The sequence below is a fragment of the Brevibacterium sp. FME37 genome (assembly GCF_014897485.1).
In the GTDB taxonomy this organism is placed as follows: Bacteria; Actinomycetota; Actinomycetes; order Actinomycetales; family Brevibacteriaceae; genus Brevibacterium.
Genome location: NZ_JABUYE010000009.1, coordinates 136,086 through 158,735, shown reverse-complemented (window position 1 = coordinate 158,735; position 22,650 = coordinate 136,086). Strand labels below are relative to the sequence as shown.

Annotated in this window: 25 protein-coding genes, 1 pseudogene and 1 other annotated feature; of the genes and pseudogenes, 11 read left to right on the top strand and 15 right to left on the bottom strand. The window is 62.4% G+C overall.

Annotated elements, in window-relative coordinates:
- The first annotated feature begins 87 nt into the window (after positions 1-87).
- Complete coding sequence (locus tag INT29_RS12400) at positions 88-315, top strand: hypothetical protein (RefSeq protein WP_180959057.1); 228 nt, start codon at positions 88-90, stop codon at positions 313-315.
- Between the two features lie 40 nt (positions 316-355).
- Here the strand turns inward: INT29_RS12400 and INT29_RS12395 are convergent, their stop codons facing one another.
- Positions 356-610 carry a DUF3263 domain-containing protein gene (locus INT29_RS12395; RefSeq protein ID WP_319020896.1) on the bottom strand — a complete coding sequence of 85 codons (255 nt, stop codon included), beginning with the start codon at positions 608-610 and terminating at the stop codon, positions 356-358.
- Positions 611-758: 148 nt separating this feature from the next.
- On the opposite strand from INT29_RS12395, the gene INT29_RS12390 reads away from it, so the two are divergent.
- The 5 genes from INT29_RS12390 (at position 759) to INT29_RS12370 (ending at position 2,937) form a co-directional block, all read left to right on the top strand.
- Complete coding sequence (locus INT29_RS12390; protein WP_101574203.1) at positions 759-1,394, top strand: hypothetical protein; 636 nt, start codon at positions 759-761, stop codon at positions 1,392-1,394.
- Between the two features lie 24 nt (positions 1,395-1,418).
- Positions 1,419-1,823 carry a hypothetical protein gene (locus INT29_RS12385; RefSeq protein ID WP_101574204.1) on the top strand — a complete coding sequence of 135 codons (405 nt, stop codon included), beginning with the start codon at positions 1,419-1,421 and terminating at the stop codon, positions 1,821-1,823.
- 120 nt (positions 1,824-1,943) lie between these two features.
- Positions 1,944-2,153: a hypothetical protein gene (locus INT29_RS12380; protein ID WP_101574205.1), complete on the top strand. Its 210-nt coding sequence runs from the start codon at positions 1,944-1,946 to the stop codon at positions 2,151-2,153.
- Entirely contained in the window at positions 2,153-2,794 is a 642-nt protein-coding gene (locus tag INT29_RS12375) for a hypothetical protein (protein ID WP_193071801.1), read from the top strand. Before INT29_RS12380 ends, INT29_RS12375 begins: the two co-directional genes overlap by 1 nt.
- Positions 2,791-2,937, top strand: a complete 147-nt coding sequence (locus tag INT29_RS12370) for a hypothetical protein (RefSeq protein WP_180959058.1) — start codon at positions 2,791-2,793, stop codon at positions 2,935-2,937. The genes INT29_RS12375 and INT29_RS12370 overlap by 4 nt, the downstream gene beginning before the upstream one ends.
- Positions 2,938-2,941: 4 nt before the next feature.
- Here the strand turns inward: INT29_RS12370 and INT29_RS12365 are convergent, their stop codons facing one another.
- The 3 genes from INT29_RS12365 to INT29_RS12355 form a co-directional block, all read right to left on the bottom strand.
- Positions 2,942-3,925: an IS110 family transposase gene (locus INT29_RS12365; protein ID WP_193071800.1), complete on the bottom strand. Its 984-nt coding sequence runs from the start codon at positions 3,923-3,925 to the stop codon at positions 2,942-2,944.
- Positions 3,926-4,198: 273 nt separating this feature from the next.
- Positions 4,199-5,122, bottom strand: coding sequence for an IS3 family transposase (locus INT29_RS12360; RefSeq protein WP_193071799.1), 924 nt, complete (start codon positions 5,120-5,122; stop codon positions 4,199-4,201).
- Positions 5,042-5,158: a sequence feature (AL1L pseudoknot), on the bottom strand. It overlaps the preceding gene by 81 nt.
- Positions 5,119-5,430: a transposase gene (locus INT29_RS12355; RefSeq protein WP_193071798.1), complete on the bottom strand. Its 312-nt coding sequence runs from the start codon at positions 5,428-5,430 to the stop codon at positions 5,119-5,121. (Overlaps the previous feature by 40 nt.) The genes INT29_RS12360 and INT29_RS12355 overlap by 4 nt, the downstream gene beginning before the upstream one ends.
- 214 nt (positions 5,431-5,644) lie before the next feature.
- Between INT29_RS12355 and INT29_RS12350 the strand changes: the two genes are divergently transcribed.
- From INT29_RS12350 to INT29_RS12340, 3 genes are all read left to right on the top strand, one after another.
- A complete protein-coding gene (locus INT29_RS12350) occupies positions 5,645-6,073 on the top strand; it encodes an organic hydroperoxide resistance protein (protein ID WP_193071797.1) in 429 nt (142 codons plus the stop codon).
- A gap of 69 nt (positions 6,074-6,142) precedes the next feature.
- Positions 6,143-6,706, top strand: coding sequence for a hypothetical protein (locus INT29_RS12345; RefSeq protein WP_193071796.1), 564 nt, complete (start codon positions 6,143-6,145; stop codon positions 6,704-6,706).
- Entirely contained in the window at positions 6,703-7,626 is a 924-nt protein-coding gene (locus tag INT29_RS12340; protein WP_193071795.1) for a dihydrodipicolinate synthase family protein, read from the top strand. The genes INT29_RS12345 and INT29_RS12340 overlap by 4 nt, the downstream gene beginning before the upstream one ends.
- A gap of 29 nt (positions 7,627-7,655) precedes the next feature.
- Here the strand turns inward: INT29_RS12340 and INT29_RS12335 are convergent, their stop codons facing one another.
- The 9 genes and pseudogenes from INT29_RS12335 to INT29_RS12295 all read right to left on the bottom strand — a co-directional run.
- Positions 7,656-8,474, bottom strand: coding sequence for a siderophore-interacting protein (locus INT29_RS12335; protein WP_193071794.1), 819 nt, complete (start codon positions 8,472-8,474; stop codon positions 7,656-7,658).
- A gap of 50 nt (positions 8,475-8,524) precedes the next feature.
- Positions 8,525-9,844, bottom strand: a complete 1,320-nt coding sequence (locus tag INT29_RS12330; protein WP_193071793.1) for a glutaminase — start codon at positions 9,842-9,844, stop codon at positions 8,525-8,527.
- Between the two features lie 95 nt (positions 9,845-9,939).
- Positions 9,940-11,190: a Zn-dependent hydrolase gene (locus INT29_RS12325; protein ID WP_193071792.1), complete on the bottom strand. Its 1,251-nt coding sequence runs from the start codon at positions 11,188-11,190 to the stop codon at positions 9,940-9,942.
- A gap of 21 nt (positions 11,191-11,211) precedes the next feature.
- Positions 11,212-12,519, bottom strand: coding sequence for a Na+/H+ antiporter NhaA (gene nhaA / locus INT29_RS12320; RefSeq protein ID WP_193071791.1), 1,308 nt, complete (start codon positions 12,517-12,519; stop codon positions 11,212-11,214).
- A 349-nt stretch (positions 12,520-12,868) separates the two neighbouring features.
- Positions 12,869-14,398 carry a SulP family inorganic anion transporter gene (locus INT29_RS12315; RefSeq protein ID WP_257930240.1) on the bottom strand — a complete coding sequence of 510 codons (1,530 nt, stop codon included), beginning with the start codon at positions 14,396-14,398 and terminating at the stop codon, positions 12,869-12,871.
- A 39-nt stretch (positions 14,399-14,437) separates the two neighbouring features.
- Positions 14,438-15,166, bottom strand: a complete 729-nt coding sequence (locus tag INT29_RS12310) for a DUF2993 domain-containing protein (RefSeq protein ID WP_193071790.1) — start codon at positions 15,164-15,166, stop codon at positions 14,438-14,440.
- Between the two features lie 49 nt (positions 15,167-15,215).
- The gene (locus INT29_RS12305; protein WP_226841917.1) at positions 15,216-15,983 is read right to left on the bottom strand and encodes a LutC/YkgG family protein; all 768 of its coding nucleotides are present in this window, start codon (positions 15,981-15,983) and stop codon (positions 15,216-15,218) included.
- Positions 15,980-17,527 (bottom strand): lactate utilization protein B, encoded by a 1,548-nt coding sequence (locus INT29_RS12300; protein WP_413463161.1) that lies wholly within the window; start codon positions 17,525-17,527, stop codon positions 15,980-15,982. Before INT29_RS12300 ends, INT29_RS12305 begins: the two co-directional genes overlap by 4 nt.
- Positions 17,528-17,841: 314 nt before the next feature.
- Positions 17,842-18,531 (bottom strand): annotated as a pseudogene (locus INT29_RS12295) ((Fe-S)-binding protein); the annotation flags it as partial.
- A gap of 221 nt (positions 18,532-18,752) precedes the next feature.
- On the opposite strand from INT29_RS12295, the gene INT29_RS12290 reads away from it, so the two are divergent.
- Positions 18,753-19,505, top strand: a complete 753-nt coding sequence (locus INT29_RS12290) for a FadR/GntR family transcriptional regulator (protein WP_101574218.1) — start codon at positions 18,753-18,755, stop codon at positions 19,503-19,505.
- Positions 19,506-19,541: 36 nt separating this feature from the next.
- The gene (locus INT29_RS12285; protein WP_101574219.1) at positions 19,542-20,462 is read left to right on the top strand and encodes an SCO6745 family protein; all 921 of its coding nucleotides are present in this window, start codon (positions 19,542-19,544) and stop codon (positions 20,460-20,462) included.
- 74 nt (positions 20,463-20,536) lie between these two features.
- On the opposite strand, the gene INT29_RS12280 is transcribed toward INT29_RS12285, so the two are convergent.
- Both INT29_RS12280 and INT29_RS12275 read right to left on the bottom strand, forming a co-directional pair.
- Positions 20,537-22,228 (bottom strand): SulP family inorganic anion transporter, encoded by a 1,692-nt coding sequence (locus tag INT29_RS12280; RefSeq protein WP_101574220.1) that lies wholly within the window; start codon positions 22,226-22,228, stop codon positions 20,537-20,539.
- Positions 22,225-22,650, bottom strand: a complete 426-nt coding sequence (locus INT29_RS12275; protein ID WP_193071788.1) for an ArsR/SmtB family transcription factor — start codon at positions 22,648-22,650, stop codon at positions 22,225-22,227. Before INT29_RS12275 ends, INT29_RS12280 begins: the two co-directional genes overlap by 4 nt.

Below are 22,650 nucleotides of genomic sequence, written 5' to 3'. Positions count from 1 at the left end.
CACTTTTCTTCTCTCTGTCCGGGTCCTGGACGCCCCTAATCATGAAACCCCGAGGTTAGTGGCCACATTCGACCTCACCTTGAGGCGATGGTTGACCACTACAAGTGGCTAGTAAACACTGCCGTTGCTGAGCAGGTCGACATTATCCAAGAACACGACCAGCTAGTTGAAAGACGCAACCTCATTTTGGCTGGTGGTAGAGATGATGGGCGTGACATGGACGTGAAAATCGCTGACCTTGAACGCCAGCTCGCGGAACACCGGGCCCAGGAAGACAATGGCGAAGCAGGGCAGCAGGCACAGCACGAACCGTAACCGGGCACTGGTCGAGGTTGGGATAACATGCGGTGTCGCGCTAACGCACGAACGTCTTCCACCGTCCTTGTCGTCGTTCGAACGCGAACCGCTCCGCCCGCAACAGCCTGACCCGCTCCACAACGTCTGGCGCGTAACTGTAAGCCGCGTCCGTATCCACCAGCCCCTCGAGCACAACAGCGTACTTCTCGGGCGGCAGATCAATGCGCCGGCACAACGCTTCACGGGCTTCGGCAGATGACGCTGTCTTCTCGAGGTCAAGGATCATCCGATCATGCGCGGACAGCTCGTTCACAGTGCCAGGAACCATAGAGGCCAGCGTGGCAGAAGAGGCTGAACTTCATACTTTCATGGGATGTGCGGCAAGGGCGAAGTCGGGTAGCTTCTCAGGTGCCGCTGAATGGCGGTAAGTTAACTTGGGCAAAGAACGGAAGGTTAGTCTCATGAAACTGATGAAGACACTGGTCGCTAGCGCCGCAGCGGCCACAATGCTCGTCAGCCTCGCTGTGACTCCAGCTGCAGCGACAACCCCCAACCAAATCTCCGATGAAGATCTGAATACCGTACAAGGCTCCTCACCTTACGTCGAAGCAGAGACTGAAGAGGAGGCGATGAAGAAGCTCGACAAGATTGAGCAGGAGAACCCTGGGGGCGTGTCAGCACAGGCTGGGAGTGCCAGATTCGGTCCGTGCAAGCTCTATCCTGAGAGTTTCCACACGCGAGATTCGGGCAACCACGATTACGGAGGAGTCAAACCAGTCACTGTGTGCACGAAGAAGGTGACTGGGATCAAGATGGCCTCCCAACTGCGCTACAAAAACGCTTTGATGTGGGTGAAAACCGGTATTCAGGTACCGCAAACCGCGCAGGCCAAAGATCTCAAAGTTGGTAAGTATAAATACAAGGACAAGAAAGACTGGGCGGTCAAGTTCCAGCAGAAGAACATGAACTACCTATGCAAAGGTAAGAAGAAGCACAATTGGTCAGCCAGTACGATTGGCCGGCTCCGCTATCACGGACACACATACTGGGCTCGCGTCTACGCAAGCCCACGCAGCGCAAACTGCGGACCGCACTGATTCTCCTAGAGAAAGACTAGAGACATGAGCAACCAAACTGTGTATCTGTTATTCGCTGAACAGACCTCCCCCTTCGACGATGAAGAATTGATCGACCCGTTGGTTGGTATTTTTGCTAGCAGAGCCGAGTGTCTTCGCGTCCAGAAGGAGCAGCCAGAATACAAAATCAGCTGGGAGGAACGTGAGGTCGAGGATGCGGACGACCACACGATCGAATCCGGTGACACCGTTTACGCATACCACTACATGGCGACGTACAGACCGACTCCCGATGGTGGAGAAGCGATCGAGCTCTTGAGCGATGCCGCAGTTGAGGACATCTTCTTCCAAGAAGAGAACGCCCGGAAGAAGCTTGAGGTCGGTGACCTCCAGGTGATCAAGGTCGGTGAACTTCGGCTGAAAGGTGATTTTCAGATTATCGAAGGCTAACGCGCCAGAGTAGTTTCAACCTTGAAGAGTGGCCCACGCAAACGCGCTAGGGCCACTCTCTTTTTGTCTCCCGCGTGTCGTCTCTGGCATCTTTCCCGTGTCCGGTCGCATGCTCCGTGCATGATAGTTCGCAACCTCACCGCCGACGCCCTCGGGAAGACAGTCACCCTCCCGACGTTGGCACACCTCGGTCGCTGCGCACGCGGCACACTCCACAACATCACCCTCGAAGCCGCCACCGACACCTCCACCCTCACCATCGGAGACCACCGGCACTCGGCCCCCAATGACGCGACCATCCACGTCACCACCGAAGTCAGTGGGCTCTGATGGTCAAGCGCAAAGACATCGATCGCAGCGGGTGGGACCCGGCCAAGTGCCAAGGATTCAGCAAGTCCACCCAACGGCAGTGCAACTCCTACCCCGTGCACGGACTCACCGTCTGCCGGGTGCATGGGGGATCCAGCAAGCGCGCCAAGACCGCCGCCACCCGCAACCTCGAGCAAGAGAAGCTCACCCGTGTTGCCCGACGCCTCGGCACACCCCACACCGACCTAGACCCCGCACAGGCACTCCTGGACCTCGTCGCGTCCAAAGCCGGCGAGGTCGAATGGCTCAGGCATCAGGTGGAGCTCCTCGAAACGGACGGTGAACTCTGGTGGGGGAAGACGAAGGAGTCCGAGGAAGACAACCCTATGGGCGGAAAGTCTGAGACCGTCCAGGAAGCCCGCCAGCACGTTGTCTACACGCTGTTGCACAAAGCCCAGGACCAGCTCGCCCGGTACGCCAGCGAAACGTTGAAGGCGGGTGTGGATGAGCGACAAGTCCGCATCGCTGAGCGCACTGGTGAACAGTTCGAAGCAGTCATCACCGCCCTGTTGCCCGCGATCGGTGCCACCCCGGAGCAGATGAAACTCGCGGCAGCCGAGATCCCGAAGATCCTCCGCAACGTCGGGGGAGGCGCCAAGTGACGATCCAGCAGGTGCAAGCCCAACGTGAACGCATCCGCCGTGCTGCCGGTCTCCTCGCGGTCGAACACCATGCGGCAGGCTCCACGCCCGCAGGCATGACGATCAAAGCCCACGCCCTGTCAAGCTCCGGGACGGTTCTATAGATTGTCAAGCGATTCCGAGGTCCACTTTGAGATCATTAAATACCTCTCTAGCAATGAATCGCTTCAAGCCCCGCATGGCGTCCTTCTTCGACAGTCCCTCGCTTTGCCGACGCTCCATGTAAGCGATCGTCCTCTCGTCGTATCGCAGCCGGCAGACTGTCACCATGTGCAGTGCTCGATTCGCTTGCCGGTCACCACCACGATGAAGCCGCATTCGATGCGACTTTCCTGACGAAACTGGTATCGGAACTGTGCCACACAGTCGGGCGAACGCTGCCTCCGACGTCAACCGGTCGATATTCTCTCCGGCAGTGATCACGAACTGAGCAGCGTGCCTGGTGCTGATCCCGACTCGTGACAGCAGAGTCGGTGCCACAATCGTGACCAGCTTGTCCAGATGACCATCGAGCGTGGCGATCTCTGTGTCGAGGTCGCGTACTCGGTGGGCTAGTCCATGCAGACACAGTTTGGCGGCCTGTTCGGGGTCGTCAAGACGATCGCCATCTGCTCGAAGCTTGGCGCACTGTCTGGCCAGCCCTTTGCCCGATCGCGCATCCAAGCGCTCACGAAGAGAAGCGGGAGCAGTGATGGCAACGTCTTGGAGCTGAACAAGAGCCACAGTACGCGCTTTAACCGCCGATGCCCGGACCACGGTTAGCTCTCTGATGGACTCGATGATCTCGGTCGACACCTTTGGCACCGCGGTTGCTTCACCGGCCAGTGTCTTGCGCACATCGACCTCATGATCGACCAGGAATCTTGACAGGCCTGCAGCGTACGAGCCCGTTGATTCCAGTCCGATCTTGTCGACGGCCCCGAACCCAACTACCCAGTCCAGCAGTTTGTTGTATCCGCTGGTGGTGGCGTTGAACTGCCGATCAGCGATCTTTTCGCCTGTCCGGGTCAGTATCGTCACATGGTGAGTGTCCTTGTGCGCATCGACTCCCGCGATGATGGTTTCGTGAGTCGAAACAGGTAAGGCCTTCATGATGTGGTCCTCTCCTTCACGAGTAACGTGTTGGATGACTCGAGCCGGGCCGGGAGGACACAACAGTGATGAGACATGTTGAACAGGGTCCTATGAAGTCACATCCCCGCTCAGCCTGGTCTTCCAGACTTTGCTCGAGGCTCCTGGCGGTATCGACGAGTCCTGGGCAGGACAACTCCGAAAGCCGAAGCGTCAGTTTCATAGGAAGTCAGATCCCGCCAGAAGCCTCACTACCATTCTCGCTGTTTCGTAGAGGCTGTTTTCCTTGGTTTCCTAAGCGGCTACCGACTCGATGTCATCCTGGTTGATCCACGCAGCATGCACCTCGAACGGCGGCCGGTACCCGATCGCCGAATGCAAGCGTTCCTGGTTGTACCAAAAAACCCATTTCGACGTCTCTGCCATCACCTCAATCAACCCCGACCACTCTTTCCGATCAATTAACTCAGCCTTATAAACCGAGTTCAGCGCCTCAGCCATGGCATTGTCGTAGGAATCCCCACGGGCCCCCACAGACGCCACGACCTCTGACTCCGCCAGGGTCTCGCCATAGCGAATCGACCGGAATTGCACGCCGCGATCCGAGTGGTGGACAAGCCCGGATACGTCCTCGCCGGCACGGAATTTCGCAGCCAGAGCCATCGTCAACGCATCCCTGGCTAGAAACTCGCGCATATGGTTCGTCACCTGCCAGCCCACGATCTCACGATGGAAGACATCGAGGATGAACGTCGTGTACACCCACCCAGCAGTCGTCGGCACGTACGTGATGTCAGCGACCCAAAGACAGTTCGGTCCCGCTGCTGAGAACTCGCGTTCGACGAGGTCGTTCGGGCACTCCTCGGCCCTGGCCGAGGCCGTCTTCGGACGCTTCCGCTTCCGACGGATCCCGTCGATGCCCAGCCACCTCATCAACCGCTCGACCGTGCACCGGGCGATGTTGCCGAACCGATCTGCGTAGTCACGGTTGATCGCCTTCCACATCTTGCGTACCCCGTAGCACGAATAGTTCGCCTCATAGACGTCCTTGATGACGACTATGAGTTCCCGGTCCCGAAGAGTCCGGGCAGAGGGCTGCCGCTTTCTGAAGGCGTAATACGAGCTCACAGCAATCCGCGCAGCAGTCCCTGACAGGGCGCGCACGATTGGCTCGACTCCAAACTCGTGTTTGTTCTCGTCGATGAAGTCAACGATCACTTTGATGGGCGGTCGAGCTCCGCCGCGAAGAAAGCCGAGGCCTTCTTCAGGATCTCGTTGGCCCGTCTTGACTCGGCTAACTCGGCTCGCAGACGGCGGTTCTCAGCTTCAAGGTCGACTGACTCCGTCGGCGTAGCTTTACCGGAGTCCTTGTGTTTGCGCACCCAGACTCGCAGGGTTTCTTTGCTCAGCCCGAGTTCGTTCGCGACGCGGGTGATGGCCCCGTTCGCAGTATCGGGGTCAGCTTGGGCATGCATGACGAGCTCGACGGCACGAGCCTTGAGTTCGTCGGTGTATTTCACTGGCACGAGAGAATCTCCTTCTTCCAATCTCCCTGCCTCTATTATCCCCGGAGCGATTCACTTTTCGCATACCCGGGACCCGTGAGATTCCTCTTTTAGCTGATCAGGGATCCACAGGTATGGACTTCCGTCGGCGAAGTGACAATACTCGGTCCCAGGTGCCTTCTGCGTGAAGGACCACGAACTGTGACATCACGATTCGACGAAGAGGAGACGTGTTATGAACACCCCAGAGAGCATTGCCTACACCGCGAAGGCCGAAATCACCGGAGGCCGTGACGGTCATGGAACCACGGATGACAAGGCACTCGACGTTGACCTGCGCAGCCCCAAGGAAATGGGCGGACCCGGTGGCGGAACCAACCCGGAGCAGCTCTTCGCTGTCGGCTACGGGGCCTGCTTCCAGGGCGCAATGGGCCTGGCCGGCAAGGAACTCGGGGTCGACACCTCGAAGTCCGTCGTCAACGCCGAAGTCGGAATCGGCAAAGAGGGCGAGAGCTTCGGAATCAGCGTCAAGCTCACCGTGACCATCCCCGGCGCCGACCAGGACACCGCACAGAAGGTCGTCGATCGCACCCACGAGCTGTGCCCCTACTCGAAGGCCACGCGCGGAAACATCCCGGTCGAGCTCGTCGTCCACGGCTCCTGACCAACATCCACCGACCATGCCGGCACCCGAGAAGCTACTCGGGTGCCGGCATGAGTTGTGGGAGTACACATGAGCATTGACCTCGCTCTCACCGTCGTCGGCAGCATCAACGCTGATATCATGGCCACCACCCAGCGCCTGCCCGCAGCCGGTGAGAATCAGATCGCGGTCTGTGAAGGGGCGAATGCGCATGTGAGCCTCGCCGGGCGAGAATTCCACGCCCATGAGTCCGTGCTCACGCAGCTCGAAATCTCCCTTGACCTCATCACAGAACTGTCACATTCCGTGCGCGGGCGATTCGTCATCAACGCCGCACCGGCATTGCCCTTACCCGCCGAGGTGGTCGAACGCGCCGATCTCATCATCGTCAACGAAACCGAATACGACCTGCTCCCGCAGCTGCCTGAGGCGAAGCTGGTTGCAGTCACGTACGGCTCGCAGGGCTCGGCCCTGTACGAACACGGTCGGCAGGTGGCCTTCGCGAAGGCACTGCCCCGCAGCCCGGTCAACACCGTCGGTGCCGAAGCAGTGATGGACCCGTCTGCCCAACCCGAATTCCACCAGCTCGACCACTACCTGCGATCGGTGGCTTCCACTGACACCGAGGCGACTTCCACGGAGGCTATGACATGACAGATCCAGCAGACCATTCGCGCACACTGTTCACCGGTCTGAGTGCCTTCCCGCTGACCCCGATCCGGGACGAGGAGATCGACGAGGCTGCATATGAAGGACTGATCGGCCGCCTCGTCGCAGCCGGAGTCGATTCGATCACCGCCCTGGGCTCGACCGGGTCATACGTCTACCTCACCCCGGACGAACGTGCCCGGGTCGCCCGACTGACCGTTGACCGTGCCGCCGGGATTCCCGTGTTCGTCGGGGTCGGTGCACTGCGCACACGGGAGGTGCTGGCCAACGTAGGCGCCGCTGAGGCCGCTGGCGCCCAAGGCCTCCTGCTCGCTCCCGTCAGCTATCAGCCGTTGACCGAGGACGACGTATTCGAACTCTTCCGGACGGTCACCTCGGCGAGCGATCTTCCTGTCGTCGTCTACGATAACCCCGGCACGACGCACTTCACCTTCACCACCGACCTCTACGCGCGCCTGGCCGCGCTTGAGGGCGTGGCCTCGATCAAGATCCCCGGACTGGCGATGTCACCACCGGACTTCACCGCTCATGTCGAGGCGATCCGTGCCGCCACCGACAACCAGGTGAGTATCGGGGTCTCCGGCGACGCCTTCGGTGCAGCTGGACTCAATGCCGGCTGCGATGCCTGGTACACGGCAGTCGGTGGGACCCTGCCGAGCCCAATGCTCGCCATCACCCGAGCCGCACTCAACGGTGAGGCGGAGAGAGCATCGGAACTCTCCGCGCAGCTCCAGCCCTTGTGGGACCTCCTCGCCGAATTCGGCGGCAGCCTGCGAGTCACCGCCGCCATCGCAGAACATCTCGGACTAGTCGGCGCCTCGTCCCTGCCCCTGCCGATCCTTGGCCTGACCGATACTCAGAAGGAAAAGGTCGCCGAGGTGGTCGAGACCCTCAATCTCAGCTGATCGACCGAAGGTGCTGATGGGCCACAGGATCAGTCGATCTTGCCGATGGGTTCGCGTTTCTCCGCTTGGAACTGGTCCTCGGCACGACCGCTGGCCCAATAGGCAGAGATCGACAGAGACTCTCGTGGCACCTCGTGTTCCTTGAGGACCTTCCGAATCGTTTTGATCGTCTCCCGCTCGCCATGGGCGAAGACCTGCGGTGTTCCCTCGGGCCAGTTGAGACCGCGAACAGCGGCAATGAGCTCATCGTCATTGTCGACCCAGACCACGGTGATGCCAGCCGGTGTCACCGGAAGCACACGGTCTGCTTCCTCGGCTACGGCGGCGATGACGGTTCCCTTCGCCTCGGTGTCCATGGCTTCGAGGGCCGTGCTCACGGCAGGGATCGCGGTGTGGTCGGCGATGAGCAGGTGCCATGGGGCATCCGGATTCGGCTGGTATTTGCCTCCGGCGCCGACCATGACCAGTGTGTCGCCCGGCTGAACCTGTTTGGCCCAGGGCCCGGCGACGCCCTCATCACCGTGGATGACGAAGTCTAGGGACAGCCATTTCTCGTCCTCGTTGAACTCCCGCACGGTGTAGGTGCGGTTGCGGGGAAGCATCTCCGGGGAGTTCTCGCGCAGTTCCGTCAGATCGTAGGGCGGGGTCAGCCCGTGTGCGGGGTCGGCGAACATGAGTTTGACGTATTTGTCTGTCGCCTCGTTCGGCGAGATCGCGTCGAAGCCGTCGCCACCGACCGTGATCCGAATGAGGTTCGGGGTGATGTCTTTGACCTTTTGCACGGTCAGAACGGCCTGTGGGCGAGGCGGGCGCGGGGCACGAGTCTCTGAGACCGGTGGGTTCGTCATGAAGCTCCTTCTCATTGGATAAGTTAGCCTCACCTTAGCAAAGGGGTTTGTCAGACGGCTCTCTGGGACCAATCCTCACGCAGCCGACGCAGACCCTTGAGCGCCTTGGGGGAGTCGATGTATTCGACGTCGGGTAGGGACGAGCTCGGACTCTTGCACAGGAGCATGTCCTCGGGGTCCATCAGCGCGATGCGCTTTCCGTCCTCCTCGAGCCGACCCATCGCCTCGGTGAGCATGCGCCTGGCCACCGCATTGATCTCGTTGACCCGGCGCAGGTCGAGGACGAAGGCCTCTACATTGGATTCGGGTGCGTCCATGGTCCGGATGACGTTTTCGGCACCGCTCCACTGGATCAGACCCTGCAAGCTGCAGATGCGGACCATGACGCCCTGAGAATCCACGAAGCGGCGGTCACGACGAATGATCGAGCGGGCAGGTTCGGGCGCGTCCATGATGTGCAGACTCAACTCGCGTGAGAGAGTCCGGAAGATATTGGCTCCGCGAACACTCGTCCCGTGCTTGTCCAAGCGCGGAGAGAAGGTGGCGATGCCGACCTGCCCGGGCAGGACCCCGAAGACTCCGCCGGAGACGCCGGACTTGGCGGGTATGCCGACCTCTGTCATCCAGTCACCGGCAGCGTCGTACATGCCACACGTCATCATGACGCCCAGGACATGTCGGTTCACACGGGGTGAGAGCACCTGCTTGCCGGTGATGGGATTGACCCCGCCCGCGGCCAGAGTGGCGGCCATGATTCCCAGATCTTTGGTGGTGACGACGACCGAGCACTGGGCGATATAACCTTGTACCACCTCGTCGGGCTGGTCGGTGTAGACACCATAGGACCGGAGCATATTGGCGATCGCGACATTGCGGTAGGCCTCACCCCATTCGCCTTCGGCCACCGAATCATCGATGTGCAGCTCGCGACCGGCGAACTCGGACAGGCCGGCCCGAACGATCTCGATCCGCTCGGCCAGTGAGGTGCCCGGCTCACCCAGGAGCGAATGGATGACCATGGCTCCGGCATTGATCATCGGGTTCAGCGGCTTACCGGACATCTTGTCCAAAGAGATCTCGTTGAAGGCTTCGCCGCTGGGCTCGACACCGACCATCTCGAGGACCGCTGCCAGCCCTTCCTGCTCGATGGCCATGCCGTAGATGAACGGCTTCGACATCGACTGGATGGAGAACTCGTATTCCGAATCACCCGAGGCATATTCGACCCCGTCGAGGGTGGAGATGCAGATGCCCAGTTTCTCCGGATCGGCCGAGGCCAGATCGGGTATGTAGTCCGCGTTCTCACCGGACCGGTCTGATCTGTGACGATCGAGAGTCTCGTCCAAGAAATCAGGGATAGGGGATCGCATTGCACCTCCTGCAGTGTGATGAAATTCAGCTGAGTGTGTTGGGGCCCGCTGTTGCCCGACTGCTATTCTCACATACCCCTGTGCAGGTGGGGAGACTATCCTGAGTGTGCTGTCCCGTCGAGGCGCAGCACGGTCTCGAGCAGTACCTCGATTCCCGGGAGAATGTCATCGAGTTCGGTGAATTCTTCGGGACAGTGGCTGCGGCCATCGTGCGAGGGCACGAAGATCATGCCCACCTGAGTCTTGGCGGCGATGATCCCCGCGTCGTGACCAGCGCCGGAGAACATTGTGGCGCGTGTGTGACCAAGCTCATCGGCCACCTCGGCGATGGTGGAGGTGATCGGTTCGTGCAGCGGCACGGGCGCATCGTCCGTGGTCCACTCCATCTCCACGTGCACACCGCGTGCATCAGCATTCTGACTGGCGGCATCGGTGAGCCTGCGCTGCGCCTCATGCAGCCATGAACCGTCGGGGCCGCGGAATTCGCCTTCGACGCTGGCATTGGCCGAGACGACATTCACAGCCTCGGGAGTGAACTGGATCTGACCACTGGTGCCGCGGGTGTTCGTCCCAGACTCGGCGATCGATTCGACGGCGAGCACGGTGCCCGCGGCCGCACACCCTGCGTCGGAGCGGACATCCATCGGGGTCGTACCGGCATGATCCTGACGGCCGGTGAAGAGTGCCTTGAAGTGGTTGATCCCGGTGATCGTCTCAACCACGCCGATCTGTTTGCCCATCCGCTCCAGCTCCGGCCCCTGCTCGATGTGAAGTTCGAAGAACGCGGTGACCTTCGAGAAGTCGTAGCGTGCATCGAGGAAGGCTTCGGGATCGATGCCGGAATCGGGCAGTGCTTCGGCGAGGCTGCGTCCACCGGTGTCCGTGGCTGCCAGAGTGGTGCGGTCGACGAGTCCGGTCATCGCCCGGGAGCCGACGCAGAAGAAGCCGAAATCATTGGGCTCCTCGTTGAAGAAGACCACGACCACAAGATCATGGTCGAGTCGAACGTTGTTCTCCCGCAGCAGCCGCACGACCTCGATGGCGCCGAGGACGCCGGTGATCCCATCGAAGCGGCCACCGCCGTCAACGGTGTCGGTATGGGACCCGAGCATGATCTCTCGCCCGCCGAGGCGACCGGGCAGCACCCCGATGACGTTGCCGGCCCCGTCGATCCGTGTCGTTAGGCCCGCCTGCTTCATCAGTGTCCGAGCGTAGTCGCGACCGGCGACGTCGAACTCGCTCAGCGCTCGCCTCGTCCAGCCCGGACGGTCCGAGTCGACGAGAGTGGCAAGCTGGGTGAGTTCGGACTCGAAGCGTTGTCCTACCGGGGTGATGGTGCTCATCATTGAGCCTTTCTGGTGGTGCCGTCAGAGGTGGTCCACATCCAGAGTAGCGTTCTCTGTCTTGCGGTACCGGCGGTTCCTGCCGCCCAAGACCACCGATGCCAGAAGCGCCGCGATGACCGAGGCGCTGAGAATCGCGACCTTCGCATAGTCGTGGTCCGGGGAGCCCGGGGTGAAGCTGAGTTCGGCGACGAGCAGGGACACCGTGAACCCGATTCCTGCGAGCAGACCGACCCCTGCCAGATCGGGCCATTTCAGGCTCTGGTCCAGTCCGGCCGAGGTGAATCGGGTGACCAGCCACGTCGAGGTCAGAATCCCCAACGGTTTGCCCACAATTAGGGCTGCCATGATCGCAAAGGTCAGCGGCTGTGTGAACGCCGTGGCCAGCCCCTCGAGGCCGCCCACGGCGACACCCGCGGCGAAGAAGGCGAACACTGGGACCGCGAACCCCGCGGACAGGGGGCGCAGGCGGTGTTCTATCATCTCAGCGAGGTTGGGCCGCTCTTCGTCGCTCTGAGCGTTGAGGCGGGAGCTCTTCGCCTTGCGAGCCTGACGTCCCTTTCGTCGGCTGGCCAGGGCGGGGATGGTGAACCCGAGCAGCACGCCTGCGATTGTGGAGTGGACACCGGAGGAATGCATGAGCGCCCAGGCGATGAGTCCCAACGGCAGCAGGATGACCCAGGCTGCCCAGGCGCGGTCGACGAAGAATGTTCTGAACCGGGAGGCGATGAGTCCGTAGGCGATGATGACCGCAACGGCCGCCAGGAGGGGGACGATGGTAATGGTCTCGGTGTAGAAGACGGCGATGATGCCGATCGCCAGCAGATCATCGACGGCGGCGAGGGTGAGGAGGAAGACGCGCAGCGACTTGGGCAGATGGGAGCCGATGATTGCGAGGATCGCGACGGCGAACGCGATGTCCGTCGCAGTGGGAATCGCCCACCCGCGCAACAGCTCCGGGTGGGAGACCATGAGCACCGTGTAGATGAGGGCAGGGACGATGACCCCGCCGGCAGCAGCAGTGATCGGGACGATGGCCGTGCGGAAGCTGCGCAGATCCCCGTGGGTGAACTCGGTCTTCAGCTCCACTCCGACCAGGAAGAAGAAGATCGCCAGCAGACCGTCGGCGGCCCACGTTCCCAGACTCAGCTGCAGGTGCCACGGGGCGAAACCGACCTCGATGTCTCTGAGCGCGAGGTATGAGTCAGAGAGCGGAGAGTTCGCCCAGATGAGAGCCGTGAGAGCGGCGATGACGAGGAGTCCGCCGCCCACGGTGTCCTTGCGCAGGGACGTGAACAGGCGAAAACCGGTGGCGGGGGATGGTGAAGTCACGATGGGTCCATTTCATTGCCGGAAGGTGTGCTTCTCCGGCCCGAAACTTGTGCGGGTGCTCTGATGAAACAGTCAGTGATCGAACGCCGAGGCGGTCGTGCTCATGACGGCGTGTTCAGAGGGCAGTCTGTTCAGTCAGCAGTCTGCGCAGATAGCGGGCCGGGGTTGGTCACCGGCCAGAAGTGGAGCTGTGCCCGACATCATCAGTCCCCACGAGGTGATGTAACCATTTGTGCCTGAGTGCCCAAGGACCCACACCTGCGGTGTGAATACGGAGTCGGGCTGTGTGGGAATCATCGGGGCCAGTTTACCGGACGCCCCCGCACGTTCACGAGTCCAGCCTGCGGGCTCAGGACCCCAGACCGCCGGAGAGCCGGGCGTGGAGGCGCTCTGTGTACTCATTCATGCCGATGAGTTCTACGCTCTTGCCCAGCTGCTCGTATTTCGTCACGATCGCATCGAGGGCTGCCACGGTCGAGGCATCCCAGACATGGGAGCCGCTCATATCGATGACGATGCGATCGGGATCGTGCGAATAGTGAAACTGTGTTGTCAGATCATTCGACGAGGCGAAGAACAGCTCGCCGGTGACCCTGTAGTGTGCGCTCGCCCCAGCTGCGGCTCCAGCCTCGGTGACCTCTCGGTCGACGGTGACGAAGTGTGCGACGCGTCGGACGAAGAGAACACTGGCGATGAAGACTCCGATGACCACGCCGATCGCAAGGTTTCCGGTGAGAACCACGACGACCACTGTTGCGATCATGACGAAGGTTTCACTCTTGGGCAGCAGCTTCAGAGTCGAGGGGCGGATCGAATGCCACTCGAAGGTGTCGATGGACACGATCATCATGATCGCCACGAGTGCGGCCATGGGGATGATGCTGACGATATCGCCGAGTACGACGACGAGGATGAGAAGGAACGCTCCGGCCATGAACGTCGATATGCGAGTCCGCGCTCCGGAGGCCTTCACATTGATCATCGTCTGACCGATCATGGCGCATCCGCCCATGCCGCCGAAGAGGCCGGAGATCATGTTCGCCACCCCCTGCCCCCAGCTCTCACGGGTCTTGTTCGAATGGGTATCGGTGATCTCATCGACAAGTTTGGCCGTCATCAGCGACTCCATCAGACCGACGAGCGCCATCGCCAGCGCATACGGCGCGATCGTGGTGAAGGTGTCCCACGTCAGAGGAACATCTGGGATGAAGAGTTGGGGCAGGCTGCGGGGCAGTTCACCCTGATCACGCACCGTGGGCACATCGACGGCGAAGAGCACTGTGATGGCGGTGATGAGGACGATGGAGACTAGAGGCGCGGGGACGATCTTCGTGAGTTTCGGCATCAGCACCATGACGAGGATTCCGAGCCCCACCAGTGGGTAGACAAGCCACGGCACTCCGATGACATGGGGCAGCTGGGCGGAGAAGACGAGGATCGACAGTGCATTGACGAAGCCGACCATGACGCTGCGGGGAATGAAGCGCATGAGCTTGGCAACCCCTGAGCCCGCCAGCAAGATCTGGAAGACTCCGGCCAGCATGACGGTGGCGATGAAGAAGTCCATGCCGTAGGTGCGGGCGACGGGGGCGATGACCAGGGCGACGGCCCCCGTCGCGGCCGAAATCATCGCCGGCCGGCCGCCGAGGAAAGCGATCGATACAGCCATGATGAAGGCGGAGAACAGCCCGACCTTCGGATCGACCCCGGCGATGATGGAGAACGCAATCGCCTCCGGGATGAGCGCCAAGCCCACGACGAGTCCGGCGAGAACCTCACGAGTGAGCAGCCGTGGTGAACGCAGTGCAGCGAGCACGGAGGGTTCAGGGCGGTACCGGGCGGGATCGTCGCCTAAGTCAATGATGGGTGATGTCGTCACCAGACGAACATTACCGGCTCGTCTCCGGCGCCGTGTAAGTCAGTTCAGCGAGACGCCGGTGCCGTGGAGGCTGACGACCAGGCCGCTATCGGTGGCCTTGATATCGGTGAGTTCGAGGCCGGCAGGCAGGGAGTCGAGGTCGATGACGATGTCTGAGATCGACGAAGTCAGAAACGAGGGGATCGAATCGATGTCGACCTCAGCTGATCCGAGCCTGATCGTGGTGGCATCGACGACGACCTGTCGGGACTGTGCCTTGGGTTCGATGCCGACGAGCAGATCCTGACCGAGCAGTGAGCCCTTGAGGAAGAGCTTGTCGTCGATCGTGATGAACTTCATGCCGCTGGGCAGCGTGGCGTGTTCGGCGGCCAGCGAGTCGATCGTCTCCAGCGGAATCACCCCGCTTGCCTCCACCGTGCCGATCGGTCGTGAGGTGTCGACGGGAACGTCGAAGAGTTTCGCATCGACGTCGGTGAAGTCGACGTTCTCATAGTGGGCCCGATCGGCAGTGACATGCACTGTATTGAGCTTTCCCCCGGCCATCTGCGTCAGCACCGGGAAGCCCTCGACGTTCACATCTGCATCGCCGTAGGGCTTAAGGCCCTCGGCGATCTTCGACTCGGTGGTGAAGTCGACCACCCGGTCGGCGGCGATGAAGCCGATGAGCAGCGTGGCCACGATGATGACCGCGGTGACGATGAGTTTCGTCCGCCGCTTTCGTCGCCGAGGTGGTTCGTGCGGGTACTCCAGAGTTCGAGCCGTCGTCATGGGCACCATTGTCGCGTACCGCGATTGTCCCTGTCGCAGTGGGACCGATTCACTCCTCGACGATGACCACGTCGAGGGTGCGCGGACCGTGGACGCCCTCGACGCGTTTGAGTTCGATGTCGCTCGTCGCCGAGGGCCCGGAGATGAACGTCAGTGCCGCCTCCGGAGTCAGACGTGCGATCCCCTCGGGCACGATATCGACGATGTCGGCGACGCGGACGACACACACGTGATGATCGGGTACGAGCGTGATCGCCCTTCTGCCGCACTCCGGTGATCCGTCGAGGACGATGCTTCCGGTCTGCGCGATCGCCACCGCCGAGGCGGTCACCACTGCCGCCTGCGTGTCGAGTTCGGGGACGCTGAGCTCCTGGCCCGGAGTGTCGACCGAGATCTCACCGGAGAATTCCTGCAGCCAGGCCTCGTCGAGTCCGCGGGGCACGACGATGTTCGATCCCGTCTCAAGGAGTCCTGCGATGGTCGCAGCAGGGTCGCCGGTGACGCGGTGGACGTTGGCTTTGTAGTCCTCAAGTCGGTCGACGAGGAGTTCGATGAGGTCCTCGCCGGAATGTGTGCCGGTGCGCAGATAGTCCGCGCTCTGATTGACCATGCCCCCGCCGGCTGCGGGAGTCGTCGAACCGGCGTCATCGGAGGTGTCCTCGGCGCTGTGGCCCGGACCGGTCCTGGACCCCGCAGCTTCAGCGGGTGAACCGGTGGGGACGATCCCGGAGGCGGAGGAGACGTACTCGCCCCCGCCTCGGCGACCGAGGGCCTGATTGATGCGGCCGAGGATTTCTTCTCGTGCGGTGTCCGTCATGTCTCGTCGTCCTCTTCCTCTGCATGGGCCTCGTCCTGGGTGCGGGCTTCGTCCTCGGCCCACAACGCCCTGAAGCTCTTCTCCGGCAGCCCGGGGATGTCACGGCTCGAGGTCCATGCGCCGGCGATGCCCGGCAGCGAGTTGATCGGATTGCCTCCGGTGGCCTTGTGGGCGAGGGGCAGACCGGATTCGGCCGCGGCCATCCTTTTGCCCTCGCTCATCATCCACGACGCTCCGGTCAGCGCTGTGTCGAGCTGGGAGGAGACAGGGGAGTGGTTGGCTTCGACGTCCTCGTTGCGCAGGTGGACGAGGATCTCGGGAATGTTGATCTTGACCGGGCACACGTCGTAGCAGGCTCCGCACAGGCTCGAGGCATAAGGCAGCGACCCGTTCTCCTCGGTCTTCACGCCGGTCATCAGCGGTGAGAGGATAGCGCCGATCGGACCAGGGTAGGTCGATCCGTAGGCGTGGCCGCCGGTGCGTTCGTAGACGGGGCAGACGTTCATGCACGCCGAGCAGCGGATGCAGTTGAGCGCCGTGCGTCCGTGCTCATCGGCCAGGGCGCGGGTGCGTCCGTTGTCGAGGATGACGAGGTGCACGTTCTGCGGACCGTCACCGGGAGTCTTGCCCGTCCAGAAGGAGGTGTACGGGTTCATCCGCTCCCCGGTCGAGGACCGGGGCAGCAGCTGCAGGAAGACCTCGAGATCGTCGAAGCTGGGCAGCAGCTTCTCGATGCCCATCACCGTGATCAGGGTCTCCGGCAGGGTCAGGCACATGCGGCCATTGCCCTCTGATTCGACGACGCCGAGCGTCCCGGTGTCGGCGATGCCGAAGTTCGCTCCGGAGATCGCGACCTTCGTCGTCAGGAACTTGGAGCGCAGATATCGTCGGGCTGCCTCGGCGAGGACTGCCGGTTCGTTCGTCAGCTCATCGGCGTCGGGCATCTTGTCCATGAAGATGTCGCGGATCTCATCGCGGTTGCGGTGGATGGCGGGGACGAGGATGTGGCTGGGCTTGTCGTCGCCGAGTTGGACGATGAGTTCGGCGAGGTCGGTTTCGAACGCATCGATGTCCTGAGTCTCGAGGTGCTCGTTGAGCCCGATCTCCTCGGTCGCCATCGATTTGACCTTGATCACCTCACGACGCCCCGAGTCGAGGACAGGAGCGTTGGCCTCGACGAGTTCGGTGACGATGGCGTTGGCCTCATCGGCATCGCGTGCCCAGTGGATGATTCCGCCGGCAGCGGTGAACTTCTCTTCGAACTGCGCCAGATACTCGGGCAGGTTCTCCATCACATGATTCTTGGCTCGTGATCCCGCCTCGCGCAGGGCCTCCCAGTCATCAAGTTCGGCCACGACCTCGGCGCGTTTATCGCGGATCGAGGCGGTGGCATGTCCGATGTTGTCGCGCAGCTGTTGGTTCGACAGATGTCGGTGCGAGACCTTCGCGAAGGACTCGTCTTCGATGATGTTGCCCTGCCCACCGGGGATCTCATGGTCGTCGTGGTGTGTGGACCGCAGCAGCGGCATTCCCAGAAAGGTCATCGCAGGCTCCCTCCACTCACGGTTGCTCCTTCACTTTGGACACGCAATGGGTCCTCCTTGGTCGAAGCGAGGATCCGAGCCAGGTGGACCGTGGACTGCCCGACTCGCAGACCCGACTGGACTTTGCTCGGCTCCGTCGGGCGCGTGCTGTCTCCGCTCGAGCCCAGGTGGTCATCGCCACCAGCGCCCACGACAGCCGTGAGGTGGTCCGTATTGTCATCGCTATTGTCATCGCACGGATCGTTTGAGCTTGTGTGCTTCACATGCACGGCCGTGACGTCTGGGGTGCCCTCGAAATTCCCGGTGCGTTGGAAGCGGGACATTCCGCCGCCCATGTGCAGGAGACAGGACGCGTCTCCGCCGGTGCAGACCTCGGCGCCGGTCGACTGGACGGTGCGGATCTTATCGGCGAGCATCGCCGAAGAGACCTCCGGGTTCTTCACCGAAAACGTCCCTCCGAAGCCACAGCACGAGTCCGCGAGCGGAAGTTCGACGTAGTCGATCCCCTCGACGGAGCGCAGCAGATCGGACTGCCGATCACCGAGACGCAGCAGGCGCATCCCGTGGCATGAGGGGTGGTAGGTCACGCGGTGGGGGAAATACGATCCGAGGTCCGCTGTGGCATCCGTGACGCCTTGGACATCGGTGAGGAACTGGGAGAGTTCATAGGTGCGTCCGGCCACTTCGGCGGCTTCCGAGGCCAGGGCATCGTTGCCCATCCGGCTGGCGACCATGGGCTGTTGGTGTCCCAGCGAGGCCACACAGGAGGCGGAAGGGGCGACGGCGACGTCCCATTCGGTGTCGGTGAAGGCCCGAACGTGGTTGGCGATGACCGGTTCGGCCTGCGCGAACTTGCCGGAGTTGATGTGCATCTGACCGCAACAGGACTGGCCTTCGGGGAAGATCACCTGATGTCCGAGTCTGCGCAGAATCGTCACGGTCGCCTGAGCGACCTCCGGGTACATGGCATCGACGATGCACGTGGCGAACAGTGCAATCTTCATCTGACCTCCAAGCCGAGTTGCCTGCAGCGCCAAGAATCGGATCCGGGGCATGGCCTCTGGGCGGAGGTCGATCGAATGCGACGGAAGTGGTTCTTGTCACAAATGTGGTCAGACCATACCATAGAGGAAAGTTCCAGCAAAGACCTCGGTGCTGGTGACATCGGCACCGCGCAGATGCCGGGCCTTCTGACTGACTCACGGACGGCGAAAAGACAATTACGATGAATAAGGCTTATGAAATAGTGCTTGCCGGAATCGAGCGTGCGTTCCTCGACGGCAGCCTCACCCTGGGCGACCGGCTGCCGGGGGAGCGGAGCCTGGCCGAGCGCTTCGGCGTTTCGCGCTCCAGTGTGCGCGAAGCCATCCGCATCCTCGACGCCGTCGGCCTCATCCGCTCCGGCGTCGGATCGGGGCCAGGAGCCGGATCGGTCATCGTCTCCGAGCCCTCGGTCGGCCTGTCACGGGCCCTGAAGCTGCACGTCTCGGCCCGACATATCGCCCCTGCGGATGTGCTGACGACACGAGTCGTTCTCGAATCCGATGCGGTCGCCACCGCCGCAGAAGCTGTCGCCGCCGGTCACGATGAGGCCGGGGCAATCGTCCCAAATGGGGGACTGGGTGAGGCCCACCTCAAGCGAGCGGATGAGCTCCTGGCTAAGATGCGCGAACCCGGCATCGTCAAGGAATCCTTCCACGATCTCGACGCCCGATTCCACCGTGAACTGTGCGCTGCCGCAGGCAACCCGGTCACCGACATCATCCTCGCCTCACTCTCGAGCAGCATCATCGACTATGTCTCGTCGGCGGCCGCCGCGACCCAAGACTGGGCCTGGGTGCAAGCCGAACTTACGAAACAACACGCCGGTCTCCTCGACGCCATTCTGACCGGCGATGCTGACCGGGCGCGGCGCGAATGCGCGGCCCATATCCATTGGTTCGCCAGCACCACCGACATCGGTGCGGCACGAACATGACCAGCACAACAGGAACCTGACCCTAGGATTGGCACCATGAACCCTTCACGCACACAGAACATCAGGACCGTCTCTTCGCGTCTCAACTCATTCCACTCGGCCATGTACTTCTCCGAGACCGTGGGGCAGGAATATGCCAAACACGGACTCGAAACCGGAGTCGAAGGGACCCTGGCGGCACGGTCGGCGCCCTTGGGTCGCGTGAACGCCGGGGTCGTCAGCGCCGCCTACTACAACTACTCACACGCCTTCCTCTCAGACCAGTTCCCGAAGCTGTGGGAGAAGGTCTCACCGGAAACCATGGTCCAAGCTCGCTTCGATGCGGTGGCCGTCTTCATGGCCGAACTCTTCGAATCCCGCGAGGACATAGCCCTGCTCACCGAGGCGGCCACGGAGCTGGCCACAGCCATGACGCCGGTGCTGGCGAATATGGACTTCTCGGGTCGGGTGTTGGCCCAGGCCACAGCGGACGCAGTCTCCGCGCACACGGCCAACACCGCGTTCGAGCAGCTATGGGACGTGGCGACGATTGCCCGAGAATTTCGGGGAGACGGCCATGTGGCCTCGCTCGTGACGGCAGGTGTTCCAGGCATCGACGCACTCATGCTCGATGTCGCCACGGGCGCCTCGTTCAAGCCGCGTGCGGCGCAGAAGACCCGTGGATTCACCGATGAGGAATGGAAGAGCGCGCAGACGCGCCTGGCCGAAGCCGGACTCATCACCGTCGATGCCGACGAGCGCGGCTTCGACCTGCCGGCCATCACCGATGCCGGCCGCGATCTCAAGGAACAGGTCGAGCAGCTCACCGACGGCACGGTCGCCGCCGCCTGGTCAGCACTCAGTGATGAGGAGATCGAGGCACTCGTGTCTCCGAGCCGCAGCCTGATCAAAGTCCTGGCCCAGTCGGGTGCCTTCCCGGCCACGATCTTTGCCCAGCCGGCCAAGAAGGCCAGCTGAGCGTCGGACCAGCGTTGGGTCTGACTCGAGACAGCGTCGAATCAGCATCGAGGCAACTTCGAGCCAGCCTCGTATCAGCGTCGAGTTGAGGCCCTCTCCACGTGGGAGCGGGCATGCTCGATCGCACAGGGCAGGTCATCGAAGAGGTGCCTTTTGTCCCTGAGCGCACCGAGGACACCGACGTGCCGAAACAGATCGACGTGGGCGTCCTTGACGCCCTTGATGAGCACCGTGATTCCGCGGCGTTCGAAGGTGTGGACCACCTCGGCGAGGATGCGTGCACCGGAGGCATCGACGAGTTCGAGCTGAGACATCCGCAGGATCACGACGAGGATCCCGTCGAGTTCCATGACCTCGTCGAAGACCCGATCGGAGGAGGCGAAGAACAGCGGCCCATCGAAGCGCACGATCGAGATCGAGTCGTCGCCGGGCTGCGTGTCCTCTCCAGCGGAGACCTCTTCGATCGTCACTCCTGTCGTCCGGGACAGATTGCGCAGCGCGAAGGCAGCGGCCACCACCATGCCGATTCCGACGGCGATGATGAGATCGAAGGAGATCGTGATCAGCGCGGTGATGACGAAGCCTGCGGCATCGGAACGCGTGGAGCGCATGATGGCACGCACCGTGGTCAGATGAACCATCCGCACCGCGGTGACGAAGAGGACTCCGCCCAGTGCCGCGAGGGGAATCTGGCCTACCGGCGCGGCCGCGGCGAGGACGATGGCCAGCAGAACGAGGGCGTGGACGATCGATGCCAGCCTGGTGCGACCACCGGCCCGGATATTGACCGAGGTGCGAGCGATCGCACCCGTGGCGGGCATGCCGCCGAAGAGTGAGGAGCCGATGGACGCGATGCCCTGTCCGACCAACTCCCGATCTGGACGGTAGGCGCCCGCATCCGACATCGAGGAGGCCACCCGTGCCGAGAGCAGCGATTCGATCGCGGCCAGCGCCGCGATCGTCCCCGCCGCCGGCAGCAGCCCACCGATGGCACCGAGGTCGATGGCCGGGACAGAGGGCAGGGGCAGCGAGCGTGGAATCGCTCCGATGGTCGCCAGAGGATTGGGCACGAGAGCGGCGAGGACCGTGGCGATGACGATGCCGACGAGCGAACCCGGGATCGAGGAGTGGATCTTCGGTGCCAGGACCATGCACACGACGACGATCGCGACCGCCGTCAGAGAATAGGGCAGATAGGACCAGTCAGCCTCGCCGATGAGCTGAGCGGCCGCGACGAGCGCATTCGTACTGTGCTCACCGGGCCGCGAATCTGCCGGCGTGGTGACGAACGGGACCTGCTGCAAGAAGATGATGGAGGCTATGCCCAGGGTGAACCCCTCGATCACCGGCCAGGGAATGAATGAGACCGCGCGCCCCAGACGCAGCAGCCCGGCCGCCACGACGATGATCCCGGCGATGAGCGTCACCACCACCACAGCCTCGGCGCCCTGAGAGGCGACGATGGGCACGAGCACGACCGCCATGGCACCGGTGGGTCCCGAGATCTGGACATGCGAGCCACCGAAGACCGCAGCGAGCAGCCCCGCCACGATCGCAGTGATCAGGCCCTGCTCCGCCGTGAGGCCCGAACTCACACCGAAGCCGAGCGCCAGCGGAAGGGCGACGATGCCGACGGTGACACCGGCAACGAGGTCCTTGGGCCAGGAACGGCGGGTCTCGCTGTAGTCGGAGACGCCCGGCAGCAGAGAACGCACCCGCTGGAAAGCGGCCCGCAGGGTCGCCGAGGTGGTGGTAGGCGAAGTCATGACGTGGGCTCGCCCGTGGCCGCGGTGCTGCCCGCAGTCGCGGCGCTGTCCACAGCTGCAGGGCCACCTGGAATCTGCGGCAGCGTCTGGGCCTGGGCTAAGCGGCCCCCATCGTCTTCGAGCATCGACAGCAGCAGCGACCTGGCCACGGAGAGCAGTTCGGCGGTGCGCCGGTCGGCAAGGCGGTAGTAGACATGGCTGGCCCGACGCTCCGATTCGACCAGGCGGTGTCGGCGCAGAACGGCAAGATGCTGGGACAGATGGGAGGCTTCGAGCTCGGTCTCGGCCTGCAGATCGGTGACACTGACCTCCGGAGCACCGGCGAGGAGCTCGAGGATCCGGATTCGATACGGGTGGGCCAGGCCCTTGAACAGGTTCGCTTTGACCTCATACAGAGGCCGCTGCATGTGATTTAGTGGCAT